The sequence below is a fragment of the Budvicia aquatica DSM 5075 = ATCC 35567 genome, assembly GCF_000427805.1.
Taxonomy (GTDB): domain Bacteria; phylum Pseudomonadota; class Gammaproteobacteria; order Enterobacterales; family Enterobacteriaceae; genus Budvicia; species Budvicia aquatica.
This window is the reverse complement of the sequence record NZ_KE386583.1, coordinates 1-17243: the sequence shown is the minus strand read 5'-3', so window position 1 is coordinate 17243 and position 17243 is coordinate 1. Positions and strand designations below refer to the sequence as shown.

Genomic DNA, 17243 nt, shown 5'->3' with positions numbered 1-17243 from the left:
TTTCTTAACTCCTTAGTCGATCTGTATTGGTTTTAAGTCAGCAGAAACGACAAAGCTGGCTTCGGTTATTTCACGCAGCTTATCCAGCGAGATCTCCTCACTAATTTCGGTCAAAATCATTTGCTGTTGTTCAAACACAAACACCGCCAGTTCAGTCACTACCATGCTGACTTTGCCCTGGGCCGTCAGCGGGAAGTTGCATTTATGCAGCAATTTGGCGCCACCGTCTTTGGCACAGTGTTCCATGGCAATAATCACTTTTTTAGCACCAACCACCAGATCCATTGCACCGCCCATGCCCGGTACCATTTTTCCCGGAACGACCCAGTTAGCTAAGTTGGCATGCTCGTCAACCTGCAGGCCGCCCAAAACGCAAACGTCTACATGACCGCCGCGAATCAACGCAAATGAAAATGCACTGTCAAACATCGCTGCGCCCGGCAGCATGCCGCACGGTTGCCCGCCGGCATTGACTAAGTTGGGATCGATTTCAGTCACCGGCCCGAGGCCTAAAAAGCCATTCTCAGACTGGAGAGTGACGTGAATATCAGAGGCCAAATAGTTCGCCACCTGCGTCGGTAAACCGATGCCTAAATTAACAATATCTCCGTCTTTAAGCTCTTTTGCTACCCGACGGGCAATAATCTCTTTTGCGTTCATTGGCTATCTCCATGATACAGGTGGTCAACTAAAGCGCCCGGGGTCATCACGTGGTCAGGGGCTAATTCACCGACTTCAACCAGTTGATCAAACTGCGCAATCACGGTATCGGCAGCCAGCGCCATAATCGGATTAAAATTACGCGCGGTGAGGGAATAAACCAGATTTCCCAAGCCGTCGGCTTTCGCCGCCTGCAATATTGCTAGATCGGCACGCAGCGGTAGCTCTAATAGATAGGTCACCTGATTGACTTCAATTTTTTGCTTATCCAATTCCACCACAGTACCAACGCCGGTTGGCGTCAGAACACCGCCTAAACCTGCACCGCCGCAGCGAATTCGTTCAATCAGCGTCCCCTGAGGTACCAGTTCAACCTCCATTTCACCGGCAATCATGCGACGGCCTGTTTCAGGGTTAGTCCCAATATGAGAGGCAATCACTTTCTTAACCTGCCCGCTGGCAATTAACGGGCCAACGCCGGTATCAACAAATCCGGTATCGTTACCGATAATCGTCAGGTCACGTACGCCCGATTTTATAATTTCATTGACCAGCAGTTGAGGTGTGCCAATGCCCATAAAGCCGCCAAACATAATGGTCATACCGTCGCGTAAATAAGAGCGGAACGCCCCGGCATCGATAATCTTTTTACTCATAGCTATTCTCCGGTCACTATTTTCACAAACGCGTTGCCCAAATAATGACAATACTGACCCGCATGCCTGATAAGTCAGGCATGGGTAATCAGCGTATTAAATATCTCTTGGGTTACATTCCGGCCGGGGAACTGGCCGGAATGTATCAGCGGGATTTAACGATTAAATATCCATATCCATCATGGCCGAACTCAACCCTTTCCCGTGCATATCCAGCGCTAAAGAGCGGGTAACGCCTCCGCCTAATGCTCCGCGCATCACAAAATTCAGGGCGCCGATAGCAGGCAGTTCGTAACGAATAACTTCACCTTTTACCGTATCTTTAAAGAAGGCTTTCACTTTCTCAGCGGTAACCGACTGCTTTAGTTTTTCATAGTCATCAGGGGAATAGGCAATCAGTGAAATATTAGAAGTATTTCCTTTATCACCGGTCCGGGAATGCGCAATTTCACGTAGTTTCATAATCAAATCTCCAGATAATCGACGGTTGCAGTCACTAAATCACGGGAAATTAAGGTTGAGTCCATTGCCAAAATTTCTTTTACCGACTTAGTTGCACCGCCACCACCGGCCGGGCCGTTGGTATACAGAGTTTCCACTTCATTACCCACTTTGGCTGCGTCAGCCTTAGCATTACAGCGAGCAGCAACTCGAACGCGTACTTCATAAGGCTGGCTGCTCTGCGAGAGAGTGTCACCGTGCAGAGAATTAACCCCAATCAGATCGTAACGCACCTCTTCCGGCTTAAAGCCGCAAATATCAAAGCGCTGTTTAACAATATCTAACGCTAGCTGACCACGAGCTACCGCACCCGGTCCGGCGTAAGAGATCTCGCCTTCACCGATAAACCCGTCCGGATAACCGACGGACACTTTTAACGTGCCGGTACGCTCAACGCCGTTGCCACCGCGAACTTCAACTCTATCGGCAGCAATTTGCGTAAAGGTAACCTGAGAGAAGTCAGCCACTACGTCAGGTGTGATATAGCGATCGGGCTGATGAATCTCATACAGCATTTGCTCTTTACAGGTATCGACCGTAACGCAGCCACCGGAACCGGCCACTTTAGTAATAACCGCATTACCCTGTTCGTCTACTTCGGCAATAGGGAAGCCTAAACGGGCTAAATCAGGCACATCTTTAAAACCGGGATCGGCATAGTAACCACCGGTAATCTGCCCGCCGCACTCCAACAGGTGACCGATTAATGTTCCTTTGCCCAGCATTTCCCAGTTGTCACTTTTCCAACCAAATTCATGCATCATCGGCGCTAAAAACAGTGAAGGATCGGAAACCCGGCCGGCAATAATAATGTCTGCGCCATTATTCAATGCTTCAACCATCGCCTCGGCACCAAGATAAGCATTAGCTGAAAGAATCTGCTTGTTACATTGAGAGATAGGCTTACCGATTTCATCCAGTTTCAGATCTGACTTGATTGCCATATCCAGCACGTCATCACCGCTGACGATAGCAATCTTCAGCTTCTCAGCCCCCAGAGACTTAGCAATTTCTGCGACCAGCTTACCGGCATACAGCGGGTTGGCCGATCCCATATTGGTAATGATTTTGATGCCTTTCTCAATACAGGTTGGCAGGACCATATTCATTCGGTCGGCCAGCAGTTCGTTAAAACCCTTAGTCGGATCGGCCGCTTTTTGCTTCTGGCCAATGGCAATGGTGCGCTCAGCCAGACACTCGAAAACTAAATATTGAATCTCGCCCTTTTGAGCCAGTTCAAGGGCTGGTTCAATACGGTCACCGGCATATCCGGCACCACCACCAATTCTGATCTTTTTCATGATATCCACGCTTAACGTCATTAATTAAATAGGGAATAATCCGATTAAAACAGCGGCTACGGTCATCACAATCGATGCCGCCCACAGGAAGAAGAATGAAAACTTCTGGTGTTCACCTAGATCAATCCCGGCTAACCCTACCAATAAGAAAGTCGCCGGAGTCAGTGGACTAACAGGGAAACCTGTCGTCATTTGTCCCAGAATCGCCGCCTGTCCCATTTCGATAACAGGAACACCCAGCTCATGGCCCGCCGATGCCATTACCGGCAAGATGCCGAAATAGAACGAATCAGGGTCAAAAATCATGCTTAACGGCATGGCTATCAGGCCGATAATAAACGGGAAGTGGGATGCGGATTCAGCAGGGATATGAGTCGCCACGTATGACGCCATCTCTTTCAACATGCCGGACTCTTTCATCACTCCGGTAAAGATACCGGCGGCAAACAGTATGCCGGCCATCATCAATGCAGACTTAGCGTGGGCATCAATACGGGCTTTTTGCTGATCCGGCTTACGATAATTCACCAGTAGCGCGATAACAGTACCCAACATAAAGCAGATAATAGGATCAACTTTGCCGCTGATCATCGAACCTAAAACAATCACTACCAGACCGATATTGACGAGGAACAGATGAGGACGACGAACCGCTTTCTCTTCGTCAGTCAGTCGGGTCTCCTGATGTCCCTGCTCGTCTGATGACACAACACCATTAACATAGCCCAATCTCTTTTCTTCTCGTTTACCCAGTAACCATGCACAGGTGTAAACAAAAGCGAGGCCGGTAAGCATCACTGGCAGTACCGGTAAAAAGAGTTCCATGACCGGGATTTGTAACGATGATGCCGCTCGTAGCGTTGGTCCACCCCATGGCAGCATATTACAAACACCCGCCGCCATAGCCACCGAACAGGCCAGTACCCTAGGATCCATTTTTAAACGTTTATACAACGGCAACATGGCAGGAATAACCACCAGGAAGGTCACGGCACCCGAACCATCCAAATGAACGATTGAAGCCAATACGGCGGAACCTAAGGTAATACGTGAAGGCTTGTTGCCGACAACTTTAAGTACCCGGTCGATGATAGGATCTAACATCCCGGCATCGGTCAAAATGCCAAAAAACAGAATAGCAAAAACAAACATGCCGATAACCGGTGCGATGTTTTTTACACCGCCGACGGCAAATTTATTGACTGCGCCAATATCAAAACCGGCTAACAAAGCCATCACAATTGGAATAGCGATTAGTGCTGCCATTGGAGACATTTTCTTGGTCATTATTACTGCTAAAACAACCAGAATAGTCAGTAGGCCAAATAAAGCGATCATATATAAGATCTCCTGCCCTTAATTTATAGAGGTAATAAAAGTTAAATAACATTTAGGGTTGATTAATTATTATCACCACCATAATAATAGCAATAAGAAAACAGGGAAATTCAATAATCAAATAATCGTATCCAAAAGATGAATTATCGATTAAATAATAATGGGACGTTCATCACAATATAAAAAAATTAAATGACATATACAGTCATTTACTATGGAGAAACGGGTCATTATGAATTTATCAATTAAACAATTTCGTGCCTTTCTGGCCCTGTGTGAGCACCGAAATTTTACCCGTGCGGCAGAGTCGGTATTCTTATCACAACCGGCATTCAGCCATCTCATTTATTCTATCGAAAAAGAGGCCGGAGTACGCCTTTTTGACCGAAATGCCAAAAAAGTGGACTTAACGTCTGATGGTGAAGTGTTCCAAGGCATTGCTGCCGGCATAATGAGGGAGTTTAACCTCGGTCTTTCTCACTGGCACGATCATCTGAACCGAGAACAATTCAATGTCTCGGTCGCCACATTACCCTCAATTGCGGTTAAGCTTTTGCCGAACTACATTGAACATTTTAAACAAATACAGCCTAAAGCCATTTTTGACGTTAAAGATCTGCCCTCAGACTACTGTTTATCAGCGGTGCTAAACGAAGTAACTGAACTTGGCATCGTCGGTTTTCTCCCGAAAGAGAACGGAGTAGATAGCCATAGAATATATACCGAAAAATACTTTTTAGCGCTCAATAAGCACCACCCGCTGGCACAACACAGTGAGATCAGTCTGGAAGACATTAGTCATAATACGGTTATTCGATTTGGCCCTACAACCAGTATTTATCAGTCTTTACATGTTGATATAACAAATAATGAGAATATTAATTATATCGAAATAGAGCAATTAAGTACGCTATTTGGTTTATTATTATCCAATTCAGGAATAACATTCCTTCCAGAATTAACTTTATATATGTTTCAACACCCGGATATTTTAGTAAAACCAATAACAGGAGATAACTTGATAAGAAATATTTATTTAATTAAAAAATCAGGCAAACAATTATCTAAATCAAGCCATGATTTTTACGATTTCTTAATAGAAACGCAACGCATACCTTAACAAATATAATTAAATACCACTGTTTTTTTGACAGAGAGACTAAATCTTTGCTCAAATACTGAAACGTTTTAACACTAAACTTGTTCGCTACCGGAGTAACACCCGATGTTCCGTCAGTCATTACTAAAACTATTATGCTTGTCTTTCGGCCTGTTTATGCCCGCTATCAGCGTTGCTGCTGATATTGACGGTAGCAGTCTGAACTTGGTCTGGGGCATTCCATTTGTCGGCATTCTGCTTTCAATCGCACTGTGCCCGTTACTGGTCCCGACTATATGGCATCATCACTTCGGTAAAATTACCGCCTTATGGTCCGTTTTATTCCTGATTCCCTTTACTATCAGCTTTGGCATGGGCACCAGCATCAGCGTTATTGCTCATGCCATGCTGGCTGAATATTTGCCTTTTATTATCCTACTGCTATCACTGTTTACCGTCTCCGGTGGCATTCTGGTCAAAGGAAACTTACACGGTTCGCCTAAGTTAAATACCGCACTGTTGGCCATCGGCACCATACTGGCTTCGCTGATGGGCACTACCGGTGCCGCCATGTTGCTGATTCGCCCGTTAATCAGAGCCAACGATAACCGCAAGCATCGGGTCCACGTTATTATTTTCTTTATATTCTTAGTGGCCAACATAGGCGGCGGGTTGACGCCGTTAGGCGATCCTCCGCTGTTTATTGGTTTCTTAAAAGGCGTCGATTTCTTCTGGACCGCCAAGCATATGCTGTTACCGGTCTTTATCTGTGCGATTATACTGCTGACCATGTTCTACTTTATTGATAGCTACTACTACAAGCGTGAAGATGAAATAGAAGAACACGACCCGACGCCGGACTCCAAGCTGCGTCTGTATGGTACTTTCAACTTTGTGTTACTGCTCGGCGTTATTTGCAGCGTATTGCTTTCTGGCTTTTGGAAATCAGGTATCAGTTTCACCGTATTGGGGGTGCCCCTAACCTTACAGGATATCTCCCGCGATATACTGTTATTAGTGATTACTGCACTTTCAATGATATTTACTGCCAAACAGGTTCGGTCAGTTAACCAGTTTAACTGGGAGCCGATTCTGGAAGTGGGTAAGCTGTTTGCCGGTATCTTTATTACCATCGCTCCGGTGCTGGCTATTCTTCGTGCCGGACAAGCCGGGCATCTGGCCGGGTTAGTGGCGTTAGTCTCAGACCCACAGGGTTCACCGGTTAACTCAATGTACTTCTGGCTGGCCGGAATGCTCTCTGGCTTCTTGGATAATGCGCCGACGTATCTGGTGTTCTTTAATCTGGCCGCCGGTGATGCCGCAACCTTGATGGGGCCGTTACAGCAAACCCTGTTGGCAATATCGATGGGATCGGTATTTATGGGCGCTCTGACCTACATAGGTAATGCGCCAAACTTTATGGTAAAAAGCATCGCCACCCAGAGCGGCATTGCGATGCCAAGCTTCTTTGGTTATATGAAGTGGTCTATCGGCATCCTGATACCGCTATTCTTGTTATTAACGGTGATATTTTTTGTCTTTTAGTCAATAACCGTTAATTAAATAGATTAAAGGGCCATAAAAATGGCCCTTTTGTTTTTTGCTGACAAAGTGGTTTTATTTAATTTGAGTGTAAGTTTCGTCCGCCCTATCAACATCGGAATATTGATTTTTTCTAGCGGCCGAGGGGCGGTACTTTTGAGTTTACAAAGCTCCGGCTGCTCGCGCAGCTATTTTTAAATATCAATAATTCATCATCAAGACAAAGGGCCATAAAATGGCCCTTTGTCTGCTTTAGATAATACCAACGCTAAGTTAGCTATTAGCTTCTACCGGAACAGGCTGAGGCTGCTCCTTTTTCTTAAATATCAGGTCAGTATCTTTAAAGAAGATAAAGAACATCACCGAAACAACCACCGCAACGGCTGCCGGGTAGTACCAGAATACATGCCACTGCTGTAGTGCAATATCCGGCGTTCCGGTGACGGTATTATTAAAGATATAACCACAGATAGAAGAGGCAAACATTAAGCCAACGCCGTTTGAAATAACGAAGCGTAAGCTTTGTGCCTGGGCCTTAATATGTGTCCCTGCTTTATGGTCTACGTAGATATCACCGGCGGTAAAGAAGAAGTCCCAGCAAATTCCCTGCAGCATCAGGCCGACCACAATCCACAGAATATTGTCATCTATGGCTGCGTAAGAGAACAGCAGAGAACGAACAATCCACACCACCGCGCCACACAGAATGATCTTCTTAAAGCCAAAGCGCATTAAGAAGAATGACAGCACAAACATAAATACCACTTCGGTAGCGATACCGATTTGCATCATGGTTGCAGCATTGTCGTAGCCTAATGCTTTCAGGAATACCGGTACATAAGCACTGTAAGCAGTTTTAGGGATCATCAGGAACACGGTACAAATCATAAACACGCTGAAGTTACGGTCTTTAAATAAGGACAGTGCATCAAGGCATAACAGATCGCGCAGTGAGAATTTCTTCCCTTTACCATTAGGCGGAGTACTTGGCAGGGTAAAGCAGTACAGACCTAACACAATGGCAGAACCGGCGGCGATTTCATAGGTAATAGTGCTGCCGGAGAAGCCCATTTGGCCCATAATAAAGCCGATACACATAAAGCCAAAAGTCCCAAACACCCGAATGATCGGAAACATTTTTACGCCGTTAATATGACGGAAGCTGATGCTGTTAGCCAATGCGGTGGTCGGGTAAAACAGAATCCCGACAACAAACAGCAGCGTTAGGAACATGGTACCGTTTTGCGCTTCAATAAAGGCAGGGATAGAGAACAGCACACAGGCATTAACCAAATGTAAGCTGCCCATAATCTTTTGCGAAGAGATAAACCTGTCGGCAATCATCCCGACAAACAGCGGGGAAATAATGGTCGCTAGCCCGAGTAAAGCATAAGAAGTGCCGATAATCGACGATAGGCCAAATGTACTCAGTACCAGTCCCATAGTCATATTCCATGAGCCTTGCACAAAGTACTGCAAGAACATCATGATCAGCAGCCGTGGCGTTTTATTTTGCATTATTATTATTCCTTCAGATTAATTTAATTAATCCGTCATAGGCAACTTCAATGGAATGCGGCTCAAAAATGCTGACCAAATCTTCATGCATAAAACCGCTACTATGGGACAAATGGGATACAACCAGCTGGCTGGCAGAATGATAAATGCCATTGGCTTTCAGTTTTTCTTGCGTGGCAAGCACCGTTTCTATACTCATATGTCCGTCAGAGCGGGCATTTTGATTATAGCCATAGGTACATTCCAGTACGGTCAGGTCTAATTTCTTTCCCTGTAACCATTGCCAGGTCAGCTCAGGGAACCAGCCTGAATCATGACCATAGAGCATCGTTTTGCCCTCTTTCTCGATAAAGTAGATATAACAAAACTCCCACTTAGCGTGGTTAGCCAGCAACGGCGTTACCTTCGCTCCTGAGCTGGTTTCTACCGTGACAAAGGGGATCAGGCAATTGAATTTAAAGCGCTGTTTGCTATAGCCGGGTAACACATCAAGGCAACCGTTAATTGCAATGTCATTACCGTAAACTTCAAGCGGATGAGTAATCTCAAACCCATACCCTTCCATGCGGCTGAATAAATCCCCCACGTTGAAATGATCCGGATGAGTGTGGGTAAACAGCAGGTCTTTAATCTGAGTGACATCAACATTGTCACGCATCACCTGATAGCTGAACTCAGGCGACATATCAATTTGCATAACATCATCAATCACCGCTGCCGAACGGGTTCTTATATTTTTGCCTTTAACCGTTCGTGCCCGTTCACAAATCTCACATTTACAATAGGGATTCGGGATACCTTCCGATGCCGATGAACCCAAAAAATGGAGTTTCATAGTGTTTCCTCTTAAATAAAACTAAACGGGCTGAGAGTGGGATCGGCTATTCCCGACCCGTTGCTCTTATTCAGCCCATCACTAACAAATTAAAATTGGAACGTGTCAATTATGATAATCAGTAAAGATTGATCGATGCAATACACCTCGTCTGATTTAGTGATAGAGGTCATAGTAAGTTGGTGAGAGATAAATTAAATTCAAATTAAATCAAAAAGATAAATATTATTTATTAAATACTGATTAATTCTCTTTATTGATCCAACAAATTTTTGGGCTCTGTTGTTAAAATATCATCATAAAACGGAGATAAATCTAAGATTCCATGTATCAATAATTTAATTAAATACGTTATAAAACAATGAAATAATATAATTCAACGTTCCAAGTCTCTCATGTTACCCGCCTGCCGTGCTGTTGGAAACGCCCTATTACCGCGATATTATTTGATAGAATAGCGCCCAATTAAATGGTACGTTCCAAAAACCATCATTCACAATGATATCCGGATAACTAAAAGGATTTTTATCTGATATCCAGCGGGAGAAATAGCCATGAAACGTATATTTATTATGGTATTAGACTCATTTGGCATCGGAGCCAGCCCGGATGCCACTCGCTTTGGCGATGCCGGAGCAAATACCTTAGGCCATATCGCAGCCGCCTGCGCTCAAGGCCGAGCGGATAATCACCTACGCTCAGGGCCGCTACGTTTACCTAACTTAGTCCGCCTTGGTTTAGGTAAAGCCGCAGAGGCTGCCAGCGGCCAGTATCCGCAAGGGCTGGAACAGGCTGACGCGATTATCGGGGCTTATGGCTATGCTCAAGAGCTGTCATCCGGCAAAGATACGCCGTCTGGTCACTGGGAAATTGCCGGCGTACCGGTACTGTTTGACTGGGGATATTTTGAAAATAAGCACAATAGCTTTCCGCCAGAGTTGCTCAATACTTTAGTCAATCGGGCAAATCTGCCCGGTTATTTAGGCAATTGCCATGCATCAGGAACTGAAATTCTTACCCGTTTGGGTGAAGAACATCTGGCCAGCGGCAAGCCTATTTTCTATACCTCTGCGGATTCAGTATTTCAAATTGCAGCCCACGAACAGAGCTTTGGTCTCGACAGGCTATATCAGCTATGTGAAATAGCCAGAGAAGAGCTGAATATCGGCGGCTACAATGTGGGCCGGGTTATTGCTCGCCCCTTCACCGGTACCTGTGCTGATAATTTTGAACGCACCGGCAACCGCCACGATTACGCAGTAGAGCCTCCGGCGCCAACGGTGTTGAAAAAACTGGTGGATGAAAAACGCGGTCATGTGATTTCCATTGGCAAAATTGCTGATATTTACGCTGACGTCGGCATTACCAAAAAAGTAAAAGCTACCGGCCTTGATGATTTGATGGATGCGACATTGCATGAAATAGATAATGCGACAAATAACAGCATTGTTTTTACTAACTTCGTCGATTTTGATTCATCTTACGGCCATCGTCGGGATGTCGCCGGGTATGCGGCTGCGCTAGAGCGATTTGATCGCCGACTGCCTGAATTACTGACTAAGGTCACCGGTGATGATGTGGTGATTTTTACCGCTGACCACGGCTGCGATCCGACATGGCCGGGCACTGAACATACCAGAGAATATATTCCGGTATTGGTTTATGGTGCGAAGATTCAAGCAGGATTTTTAGGCAAAAGCGAAACTTTTGCCGATATAGGCCAGTCAATCGCCGGTTATTTTGGCCTTTCTCCGATGGACTATGGTAAAGCGATCTTTTAACTCCCGATAAAAAGACCCCCAATAATGGATTGCCCAACTATTGGGGGTCACTTCAATATCAGATTGTTTTATTTAAATCCGTTAGCTATATCAGTTCACTACAGACCGGCAACGACCGAAAGCGTCACAATACCGACCAGCAGAGCACCACAGATTAGCGCACCAACCAGATTAGTACCGCCTTTAGCCTGTAATACCGGGACAATTTCACTGCCTTTTACTACCGACAGCGTTTCTGCAATATTTTTATCAATATGACTTTTATACAGATTATTGGCCAGCATGCCTGCACCGATACCCAGCGCCAGACTAACCACATTTGAAAACTCTTCCGGAATCCCTAACAGGGTCTGTGCGGCTGTCAGAAAAATGCCGATGCCTAAATAGATGGCAGCATAGACATACATTTTACGATAAACAAACCAGAACACACCGAGGAAGAAAGCAGCCCAGTTCCACTTTTTAGGGATACCTGCGCCGTGAGGAAAAAAGGAGTAATACTTAGGACCGATGAATGCTTTAACGTAATCATCCTTATCCGCGGTTGCCGTCGATGCCGAGAACTCCGGTTGCGCTGAGTCAGTTACCGCCGCAGAAACAGCATAAGGATTTACGGATGCAGTTTCATCACAAACAACACACTCGCCTTTTTCATTAACCGATATATTTCCACACTTCGAGCACTGCTCCATTGCATCATCCCGTTTCTATTTAAATATTGTGCCTGATGCGCCATTAACTCCATTAACAACGCTGCCTGCGGTTATAGTAACGTTCATCTGCGGGCCTTTCAACACGATCCTGTACCATTATTTGCCCTTCTCGATGAGTAAATTACCCGCCCCGTTCCGGATTTGAGAAATAACGCCCGAATTATAAACGGTTGCGCCTGCGGCTTATCAGGTAATATCTCTTGTATAGTGAGTACCCTACCAAAGCGGGCACTCAGGAAATCAATAAAAGTAAGCGATAACGATAACAACGGCCCAGCCGTTGATTGAGGTTGGTTTACCTGAGATGCTAGAATCCAGCTTATGGTTTAGCGCGGATAAATTTATGCCTACTATCAAAGATATTGCAAAAATGGCGGGTGTGTCTCACGGCACCGTTTCCAACGTTTTAAATAACCGGGGAAACGTCAGCATTGAAAAAATTAGAGCCGTAGAGGCTGCAGCCCGAGAAGTCGGCTATCAGTTGAATGCCCAGGCAAAATCTTTAAGAGAAGGCCATACCAATACCATTTCGGTTATTCTGCCTAATATCACGACCACACATTACAACAAACTCTATCTTGGCTTAGATAATCTGCTATCCCGACAGGGGTATAACGTTGACCTCTATACCACCAATGACCAGCAACAGAACGAGCTGCAGATTATCCAAAAGATTGCTGCTAATCGCAATTACGCCGTGATAGCCGTCTCTTGTTTAGAAGATGCTGATGAGTATTACAGTCAGTTAAAAATCTCGCCGGAAAAAATTATTTTTGCTTATCGCCATCTGTATAATGCCCGCAACTATCAGACATTAGATTTTCGGCTGGCGGGTAAAGAGATAGCTCAGGCGTTAGATAAGAAAGCGCTGAAGAATGTCGGCCTGTTTACCGATCTGAACCAATACAGCTGTACTGCAGATTTTATGCAAGGATTTGAACAGCAGTGGCTATCTCAAAATCCCGATCGGCAAATAACCCACATTCCGACTTCGCCCTCGCGTAGTTATAATGATGCATTCAACTTTTTCACCGGCACACCGCCTGATGCGATTATTACCAGTGATATAGAGAAAGCCCGCTATATTAAAAATGCCAATTTTTTAGGTAACCTTGGCCAAGCTCCCCGAATCTATAGCCTGTCAGATGCTGAGTTCATCATTGAAGAACAGGTACATCAGTACCATATGAATTATGAGCTGTTAGGCAAACAAATCGCCGAGTGGCTGCTTAATTCAACTGATGATAAAACCCCGCCAAAGATTAATATTCAGAACCGCGGTTTTATGTTCGACCATCGGCTAAATGCGCATCTCGCCTCACGGCCAGCAACCACCCTCAATATATTAACCTTGCCCAGCCCGTCAACCGATGCGCTTAAAAAGCTGTTGCCCAACTTCAGGCATAAAACCGGTATTGATGTCCGGCTGAATATTCATCCGTTTAATGATATTTATGAAATCCTGACTAACCTAGAGCACCATCAGTATTACGATATTATTCGTATTGATATGGCCGGCCTGCCCTGGTTTGCTAAATCAACGCTAAAACCGCTCAGCGAACTGGGTGATGAGGTTTATCAGCTACTGAGTCATTATTCTCAGCAAATCGTTAAGCGTTACAGTCAGGTCAACGGTCAGTTTTACGCCATTCCGTTTGATCCCAGCATTCAAATGCTGTTTTATCGTAAAGACATCTTTAACGATGCCAAGGTAAAACGGATGTTTTATGAACAACATAAACGCGAACTTGCTCCGCCGGCCACCTTTGAAGAGTTCGATACTATCGCCCGCTTCTTCTCCCGCGCCCTGAACCCACAGTCGCCGCTGGAATACGGAGCCTGTGCCAGCTTAGGTAACACTGAGATTGTGGCATCTGAGTTTTTACTGCGCTATTACTCGTTAGGTGGTCGCCTCAGGCAAGAAGACTGCACGCTGAAGCTAGATCCGGTACTCGGTGCAGAGACTATCCGGGAATATATTGACAGCCTGAAGGTAGTAAAAAACCTCTCGGCGACCTGGTGGAATGAATCCGTATCGCTGTTTGAAAGCGGCAGTGTTGCCATGATCATTGTGTATATGAACCTGTTTTCACATACCTTACACAGCACCATATCTCCGTTAGTGGGTTTTGATAGCGTCCCGGATAATAAGGCACTGATTGGCGGAGGCTCGCTGGGCGTCTCAAAATACAGTCAAAAAGAGAGCGAAGCGGCAGAGTTTTTTAAATGGGTTTTCTCTGATGAAATCGCCGAACAGATCGTACTGTTAGGCGGCACTTCCGCCAATAACTGCATTTATGATAACCCGGACATTATGGAATATTATCCATGGCTGGATTTACCCCATAAAACCGGTTACAACGGCGTTCGGGAGACCTTCTTTCAGGATGGCAGCAGCCTGAATTTGCGGATGGTTGAGAAAGTTATCGGCCAAAGCATCGTCAACCGGATTAACGGTATGATGACCACTGAAGAAACGATTAAATACCTCAATACCCGGCTGGCGGGCAGCGAATTTAAAAGTTAGTCACAATCAATAAGGGGAGGAACAAATCATTGCCTCCTCCCCTTATTAGTATGCTGTTGCTAGCAACTATATTGCCCGGTTAATAACCCGATCAGTGCGGCAGCATCGGCTGATAAGTCCGCACAATTTCCAGAACGCCGTTAATAACAAACTGCACGCCCATACATACCAGTAAAAAGCCCATCACCCGCGAAACGGCCTCAATGCCCTCTTTACCAATGGCTTTCATAATCACATCAGAGCTTCTTAAGCTTATCCACAGCACCAGAGACAAAATCAGGCTGGTTACAATCAGGGCGGTGTAAGCAATCCAAGGGCTAGGAGCCCCGCTCTGATGCCAACTGGATGCTCCCGAAATCACCATCGCAATGGTACCGGGGCCTGCGGTACTCGGCATCGCTAGCGGAACAAACGCAATATTGCGCGATACCGGCTTAATCACTTTCGGCTCATCGCCAGTCTTCTGGGTTTCAGCCTGAACAGCGGCAGGGTCGGGAAATAGCATTCTGAATCCGATATAGGCAACGATCAGCCCGCCGGCGATACGCAGGCCCGGAATCGAAATACCAAAAGTATTCATAACAACTTCACCGCCAACAAACGACAGCACTAAAATCATAAATACATAAATCGAAGCCATTTTAGACTGGCGGTGGCGCTCCTCCAGGCTCATATCACCGCTCAGGCTGAGAAACAGAGCGACGGAAGTCAGCGGATTGGTTAAAGGAATCAGTAGCACCAACCCTAAAAAAACCAGATGAGAGATCTCTAATATTGTGCTCATGATTCAAAATTCCATCGTTAAAATTAAAACCTGATATCCCGCCATTAAGTTATCCGGTACAGAAATACACCACAGAGCTTCCCCCGCTGGACAACCCTTTATACCAACGTCAAACAAGCTTTATATAATTGATAATTATTATGGTAGTGCAGTATAAGTAAGCCCGCTAGGGGATTATTAGCTATCAGAGCTTTCACCCCAAATGTTTTCACTACCAGCCACGGTAAAAGCTGATTTTTAGCCAACTTGATTGAAAAGAGAGCAGTTAATCCTATTTTCTACAGTGATGATGTTAAAGTGTTTGACCTTCTGAACGTAATCCTGTTTAATTACGCACCGTTGCCCGGATAGCTCAGTCGGTAGAGCAGGGGATTGAAAATCCCCGTGTCCTTGGTTCGATTCCGAGTCCGGGCACCATTTTAACTTCTACACAAGTCAACTCGATTCAATAAATATCCCTTATATTCCTTGCTATACTTAACATTCATTACATGCAAGCTCCACTACTTTCTCCCTATGTCAATCTAAGTCAAGTGACTACTGGGGGCCCGTATGGGGGCCTTTCTTGTTCAACGTGATTTTGGGGCCCCCATATGCCACTCAATGCTAGACAAGTCGAGACTGTTAAGCCTAAAGACAAAGAGTATAAACTCACTGACGAACGTGGGCTTTATTTACTAGTAAAACCAAATGGCTCTAAGTACTGGCGTCTCAAATACCGCATCGCCGGAAAAGAAAAAAAGCTCGCCATTGGCGTCTATCCTGATGTATCACTCGCTGATGCCCGCCTTAAACGTGACGAAGCCCGAAAAGCCCTCACTCAAGGGACTGACCCCAGCGAGAAAAAACAACAAGAGAAGCAAGCTAAAAAATATACCATTGAAAATACATTTAAAGCCCTTGCTATGGAATGGCATGCCCATAAGTGTAAGTCTTGGTCTGAAGGCTATGCTGAGAGTGTCTTGGATGCATTAAATAAGGATATCTTCCCTCATGTGGGTAAACGCCCTATCGCTGACATCCGCCCGCTCGATATGCTTCAGGTATTGCGTATTATCGAAAAACGCGGTGCGCTTGAGAAAATGCGTAAAGTACGGCAAAGCTGCAATCAAATATTTCGCTATGCGATTGCCACTGGCCGGGCAGAAATTAATCCTACCGCCGAACTCGTCGGCACACTAGCGACACAAAAAGCAGAACACTTCCCTCACCTTTCTGCCGGGGAATTACCTGAACTATTAACCGCATTAGCTTCGTACTCTGGAAGTCCTTTAACCCGGTTAGCAACACGACTGCTCTTGTTAACCGGTGTCCGTACAATTGAACTGCGGGCAGCACAATGGAAAGAGTTTGACTTTGAACAAGGCCTTTGGGAGATCCCCATAGAGCGCATGAAAATGCGCCGACTACATCTTGTTCCGTTATCTAATCAAGTAATATCAACGCTGCGTGAACTTCATGCCATTACAGGTCACTATCCATTGCTATTCCCTGGCCGCAACAATGTTAATAAACCCATGAGTGAGGCCAGCATTAACATGGTTCTCAAACGCTTGGGTTATGACGGTAAAGCAACCGGCCACGGATTTCGGCACACCATGAGCACCATTCTGCATGAACAGGGATACAGTTCGGCCTGGGTCGAAACTCAACTTGCTCACGCCGACAAAAATTCCATTCGTGGAACCTATAACCATGCTCAATATCTTGATGGTCGCAGGGAAATGCTTCAGTGGTATGCGGACTACATGGATAATTTAGAGCATGGCGGTAATGTCGTGCATGGAACCTTTAAAAAGCAGGCGTAGTCTGTTGTGAAAAGGTATTTTGCGTTCTAAGGCAGTCAGTAAAATAAAGAGAATAGAGGGGAGGCTTTTTAGCCTCCCCTCTTTTTGTTCATAATAAACCATACGAATGAGACGTATTCATGAAAATAAAATCTACTCGACTAAAGAGAAAAGCACCACACTTAACGATTACCTGTGATT

14 protein-coding genes and 1 tRNA gene are annotated in these 17243 nt (G+C 45.4%); 6 read left to right on the top strand and 9 right to left on the bottom strand.

Going from position 1 to position 17243, the window contains the following annotated elements; all coding sequences use genetic code 11:
• Nucleotides 1–12: 12 nt before the first annotated feature.
• The 5 genes from YWE_RS0121030 to YWE_RS0121010 form a co-directional block, all read right to left on the bottom strand.
• Nucleotides 13–660, bottom strand: a complete 648-nt coding sequence (locus YWE_RS0121030) for a 3-oxoacid CoA-transferase subunit B (protein WP_029096227.1) — start codon at nt 658–660, stop codon at nt 13–15.
• Nucleotides 657–1316, bottom strand: coding sequence for an acetate CoA-transferase subunit alpha (gene atoD, locus YWE_RS0121025; RefSeq protein WP_029096226.1), 660 nt, complete (start codon nt 1314–1316; stop codon nt 657–659). The genes YWE_RS0121030 and atoD overlap by 4 nt, the downstream gene beginning before the upstream one ends.
• 162 nt (nt 1317–1478) lie before the next feature.
• Nucleotides 1479–1778: an AtuA-related protein gene (locus tag YWE_RS0121020; RefSeq protein WP_029096225.1), complete on the bottom strand. Its 300-nt coding sequence runs from the start codon at nt 1776–1778 to the stop codon at nt 1479–1481.
• Between the two features lie 2 nt (nt 1779–1780).
• Nucleotides 1781–3118 carry an acyclic terpene utilization AtuA family protein gene (locus YWE_RS0121015; RefSeq protein WP_029096224.1) on the bottom strand — a complete coding sequence of 446 codons (1338 nt, stop codon included), beginning with the start codon at nt 3116–3118 and terminating at the stop codon, nt 1781–1783.
• Nucleotides 3119–3142: 24 nt separating this feature from the next.
• A complete protein-coding gene (locus YWE_RS0121010) occupies nt 3143–4456 on the bottom strand; it encodes a CitMHS family transporter (RefSeq protein ID WP_029096223.1) in 1314 nt (437 codons plus the stop codon).
• A 232-nt stretch (nt 4457–4688) separates the two neighbouring features.
• Here YWE_RS0121010 and YWE_RS0121005 point away from each other — a divergent pair, with 232 nt between their 5' ends.
• Together YWE_RS0121005 and YWE_RS0121000 are read left to right on the top strand one after the other, a co-directional pair.
• Nucleotides 4689–5576: a LysR family transcriptional regulator gene (locus YWE_RS0121005; RefSeq protein WP_029096222.1), complete on the top strand. Its 888-nt coding sequence runs from the start codon at nt 4689–4691 to the stop codon at nt 5574–5576.
• 105 nt (nt 5577–5681) lie between these two features.
• Nucleotides 5682–7100, top strand: a complete 1419-nt coding sequence (locus YWE_RS0121000) for a sodium:proton antiporter (protein ID WP_036016799.1) — start codon at nt 5682–5684, stop codon at nt 7098–7100.
• Between the two features lie 270 nt (nt 7101–7370).
• Here YWE_RS0121000 and YWE_RS0120995 read toward each other — a convergent pair whose 3' ends face one another.
• Both YWE_RS0120995 and YWE_RS0120990 read right to left on the bottom strand, forming a co-directional pair.
• Nucleotides 7371–8618, bottom strand: a complete 1248-nt coding sequence (locus YWE_RS0120995) for an MFS transporter (RefSeq protein ID WP_174768738.1) — start codon at nt 8616–8618, stop codon at nt 7371–7373.
• A 10-nt stretch (nt 8619–8628) separates the two neighbouring features.
• Nucleotides 8629–9450: an MBL fold metallo-hydrolase gene (locus YWE_RS0120990; RefSeq protein WP_029096219.1), complete on the bottom strand. Its 822-nt coding sequence runs from the start codon at nt 9448–9450 to the stop codon at nt 8629–8631.
• A gap of 554 nt (nt 9451–10004) precedes the next feature.
• Between YWE_RS0120990 and YWE_RS0120985 the strand changes: the two genes are divergently transcribed.
• Nucleotides 10005–11231: a phosphopentomutase gene (locus YWE_RS0120985; RefSeq protein WP_029096218.1), complete on the top strand. Its 1227-nt coding sequence runs from the start codon at nt 10005–10007 to the stop codon at nt 11229–11231.
• A 98-nt stretch (nt 11232–11329) separates the two neighbouring features.
• On the opposite strand, the gene YWE_RS0120980 is transcribed toward YWE_RS0120985, so the two are convergent.
• Complete coding sequence (locus tag YWE_RS0120980) at nt 11330–11923, bottom strand: DUF2628 domain-containing protein (RefSeq protein WP_029096217.1); 594 nt, start codon at nt 11921–11923, stop codon at nt 11330–11332.
• A 364-nt stretch (nt 11924–12287) separates the two neighbouring features.
• Between YWE_RS0120980 and YWE_RS0120975 the strand changes: the two genes are divergently transcribed.
• Entirely contained in the window at nt 12288–14471 is a 2184-nt protein-coding gene (locus YWE_RS0120975; protein ID WP_029096216.1) for an extracellular solute-binding protein, read from the top strand.
• Nucleotides 14472–14562: 91 nt separating this feature from the next.
• Here the strand turns inward: YWE_RS0120975 and YWE_RS0120970 are convergent, their stop codons facing one another.
• Nucleotides 14563–15255, bottom strand: coding sequence for a MarC family NAAT transporter (locus tag YWE_RS0120970; protein WP_029096215.1), 693 nt, complete (start codon nt 15253–15255; stop codon nt 14563–14565).
• A gap of 341 nt (nt 15256–15596) precedes the next feature.
• On the opposite strand from YWE_RS0120970, the gene YWE_RS0120965 reads away from it, so the two are divergent.
• Nucleotides 15597–15672: transfer RNA gene (locus tag YWE_RS0120965), tRNA-Phe, on the top strand.
• Between the two features lie 176 nt (nt 15673–15848).
• Complete coding sequence (locus tag YWE_RS0120960; protein WP_029096214.1) at nt 15849–17063, top strand: tyrosine-type recombinase/integrase; 1215 nt, start codon at nt 15849–15851, stop codon at nt 17061–17063.
• Nucleotides 17064–17243 lie beyond the last annotated feature (180 nt).

Coding starts and splice junctions, on each gene's coding strand:
- YWE_RS0121030 (WP_029096227.1), bottom strand. CDS start 660: ATGAACGCAAAAGAGATTATTGCCCGTCGGGTAGCAAAAGAGCTTAAA.
- atoD (WP_029096226.1), bottom strand. CDS start 1,316: ATGAGTAAAAAGATTATCGATGCCGGGGCGTTCCGCTCTTATTTACGC.
- YWE_RS0121020 (WP_029096225.1), bottom strand. CDS start 1,778: ATGAAACTACGTGAAATTGCGCATTCCCGGACCGGTGATAAAGGAAAT.
- YWE_RS0121015 (WP_029096224.1), bottom strand. CDS start 3,118: ATGAAAAAGATCAGAATTGGTGGTGGTGCCGGATATGCCGGTGACCGT.
- YWE_RS0121010 (WP_029096223.1), bottom strand. CDS start 4,456: ATGATCGCTTTATTTGGCCTACTGACTATTCTGGTTGTTTTAGCAGTA.
- YWE_RS0121005 (WP_029096222.1), top strand. CDS start 4,689: ATGAATTTATCAATTAAACAATTTCGTGCCTTTCTGGCCCTGTGTGAG.
- YWE_RS0121000 (WP_036016799.1), top strand. CDS start 5,682: ATGTTCCGTCAGTCATTACTAAAACTATTATGCTTGTCTTTCGGCCTG.
- YWE_RS0120990 (WP_029096219.1), bottom strand. CDS start 9,450: ATGAAACTCCATTTTTTGGGTTCATCGGCATCGGAAGGTATCCCGAAT.
- YWE_RS0120985 (WP_029096218.1), top strand. CDS start 10,005: ATGAAACGTATATTTATTATGGTATTAGACTCATTTGGCATCGGAGCC.
- YWE_RS0120980 (WP_029096217.1), bottom strand. CDS start 11,923: ATGGAGCAGTGCTCGAAGTGTGGAAATATATCGGTTAATGAAAAAGGC.
- YWE_RS0120975 (WP_029096216.1), top strand. CDS start 12,288: ATGCCTACTATCAAAGATATTGCAAAAATGGCGGGTGTGTCTCACGGC.
- YWE_RS0120970 (WP_029096215.1), bottom strand. CDS start 15,255: ATGAGCACAATATTAGAGATCTCTCATCTGGTTTTTTTAGGGTTGGTG.
- YWE_RS0120960 (WP_029096214.1), top strand. CDS start 15,849: ATGCCACTCAATGCTAGACAAGTCGAGACTGTTAAGCCTAAAGACAAA.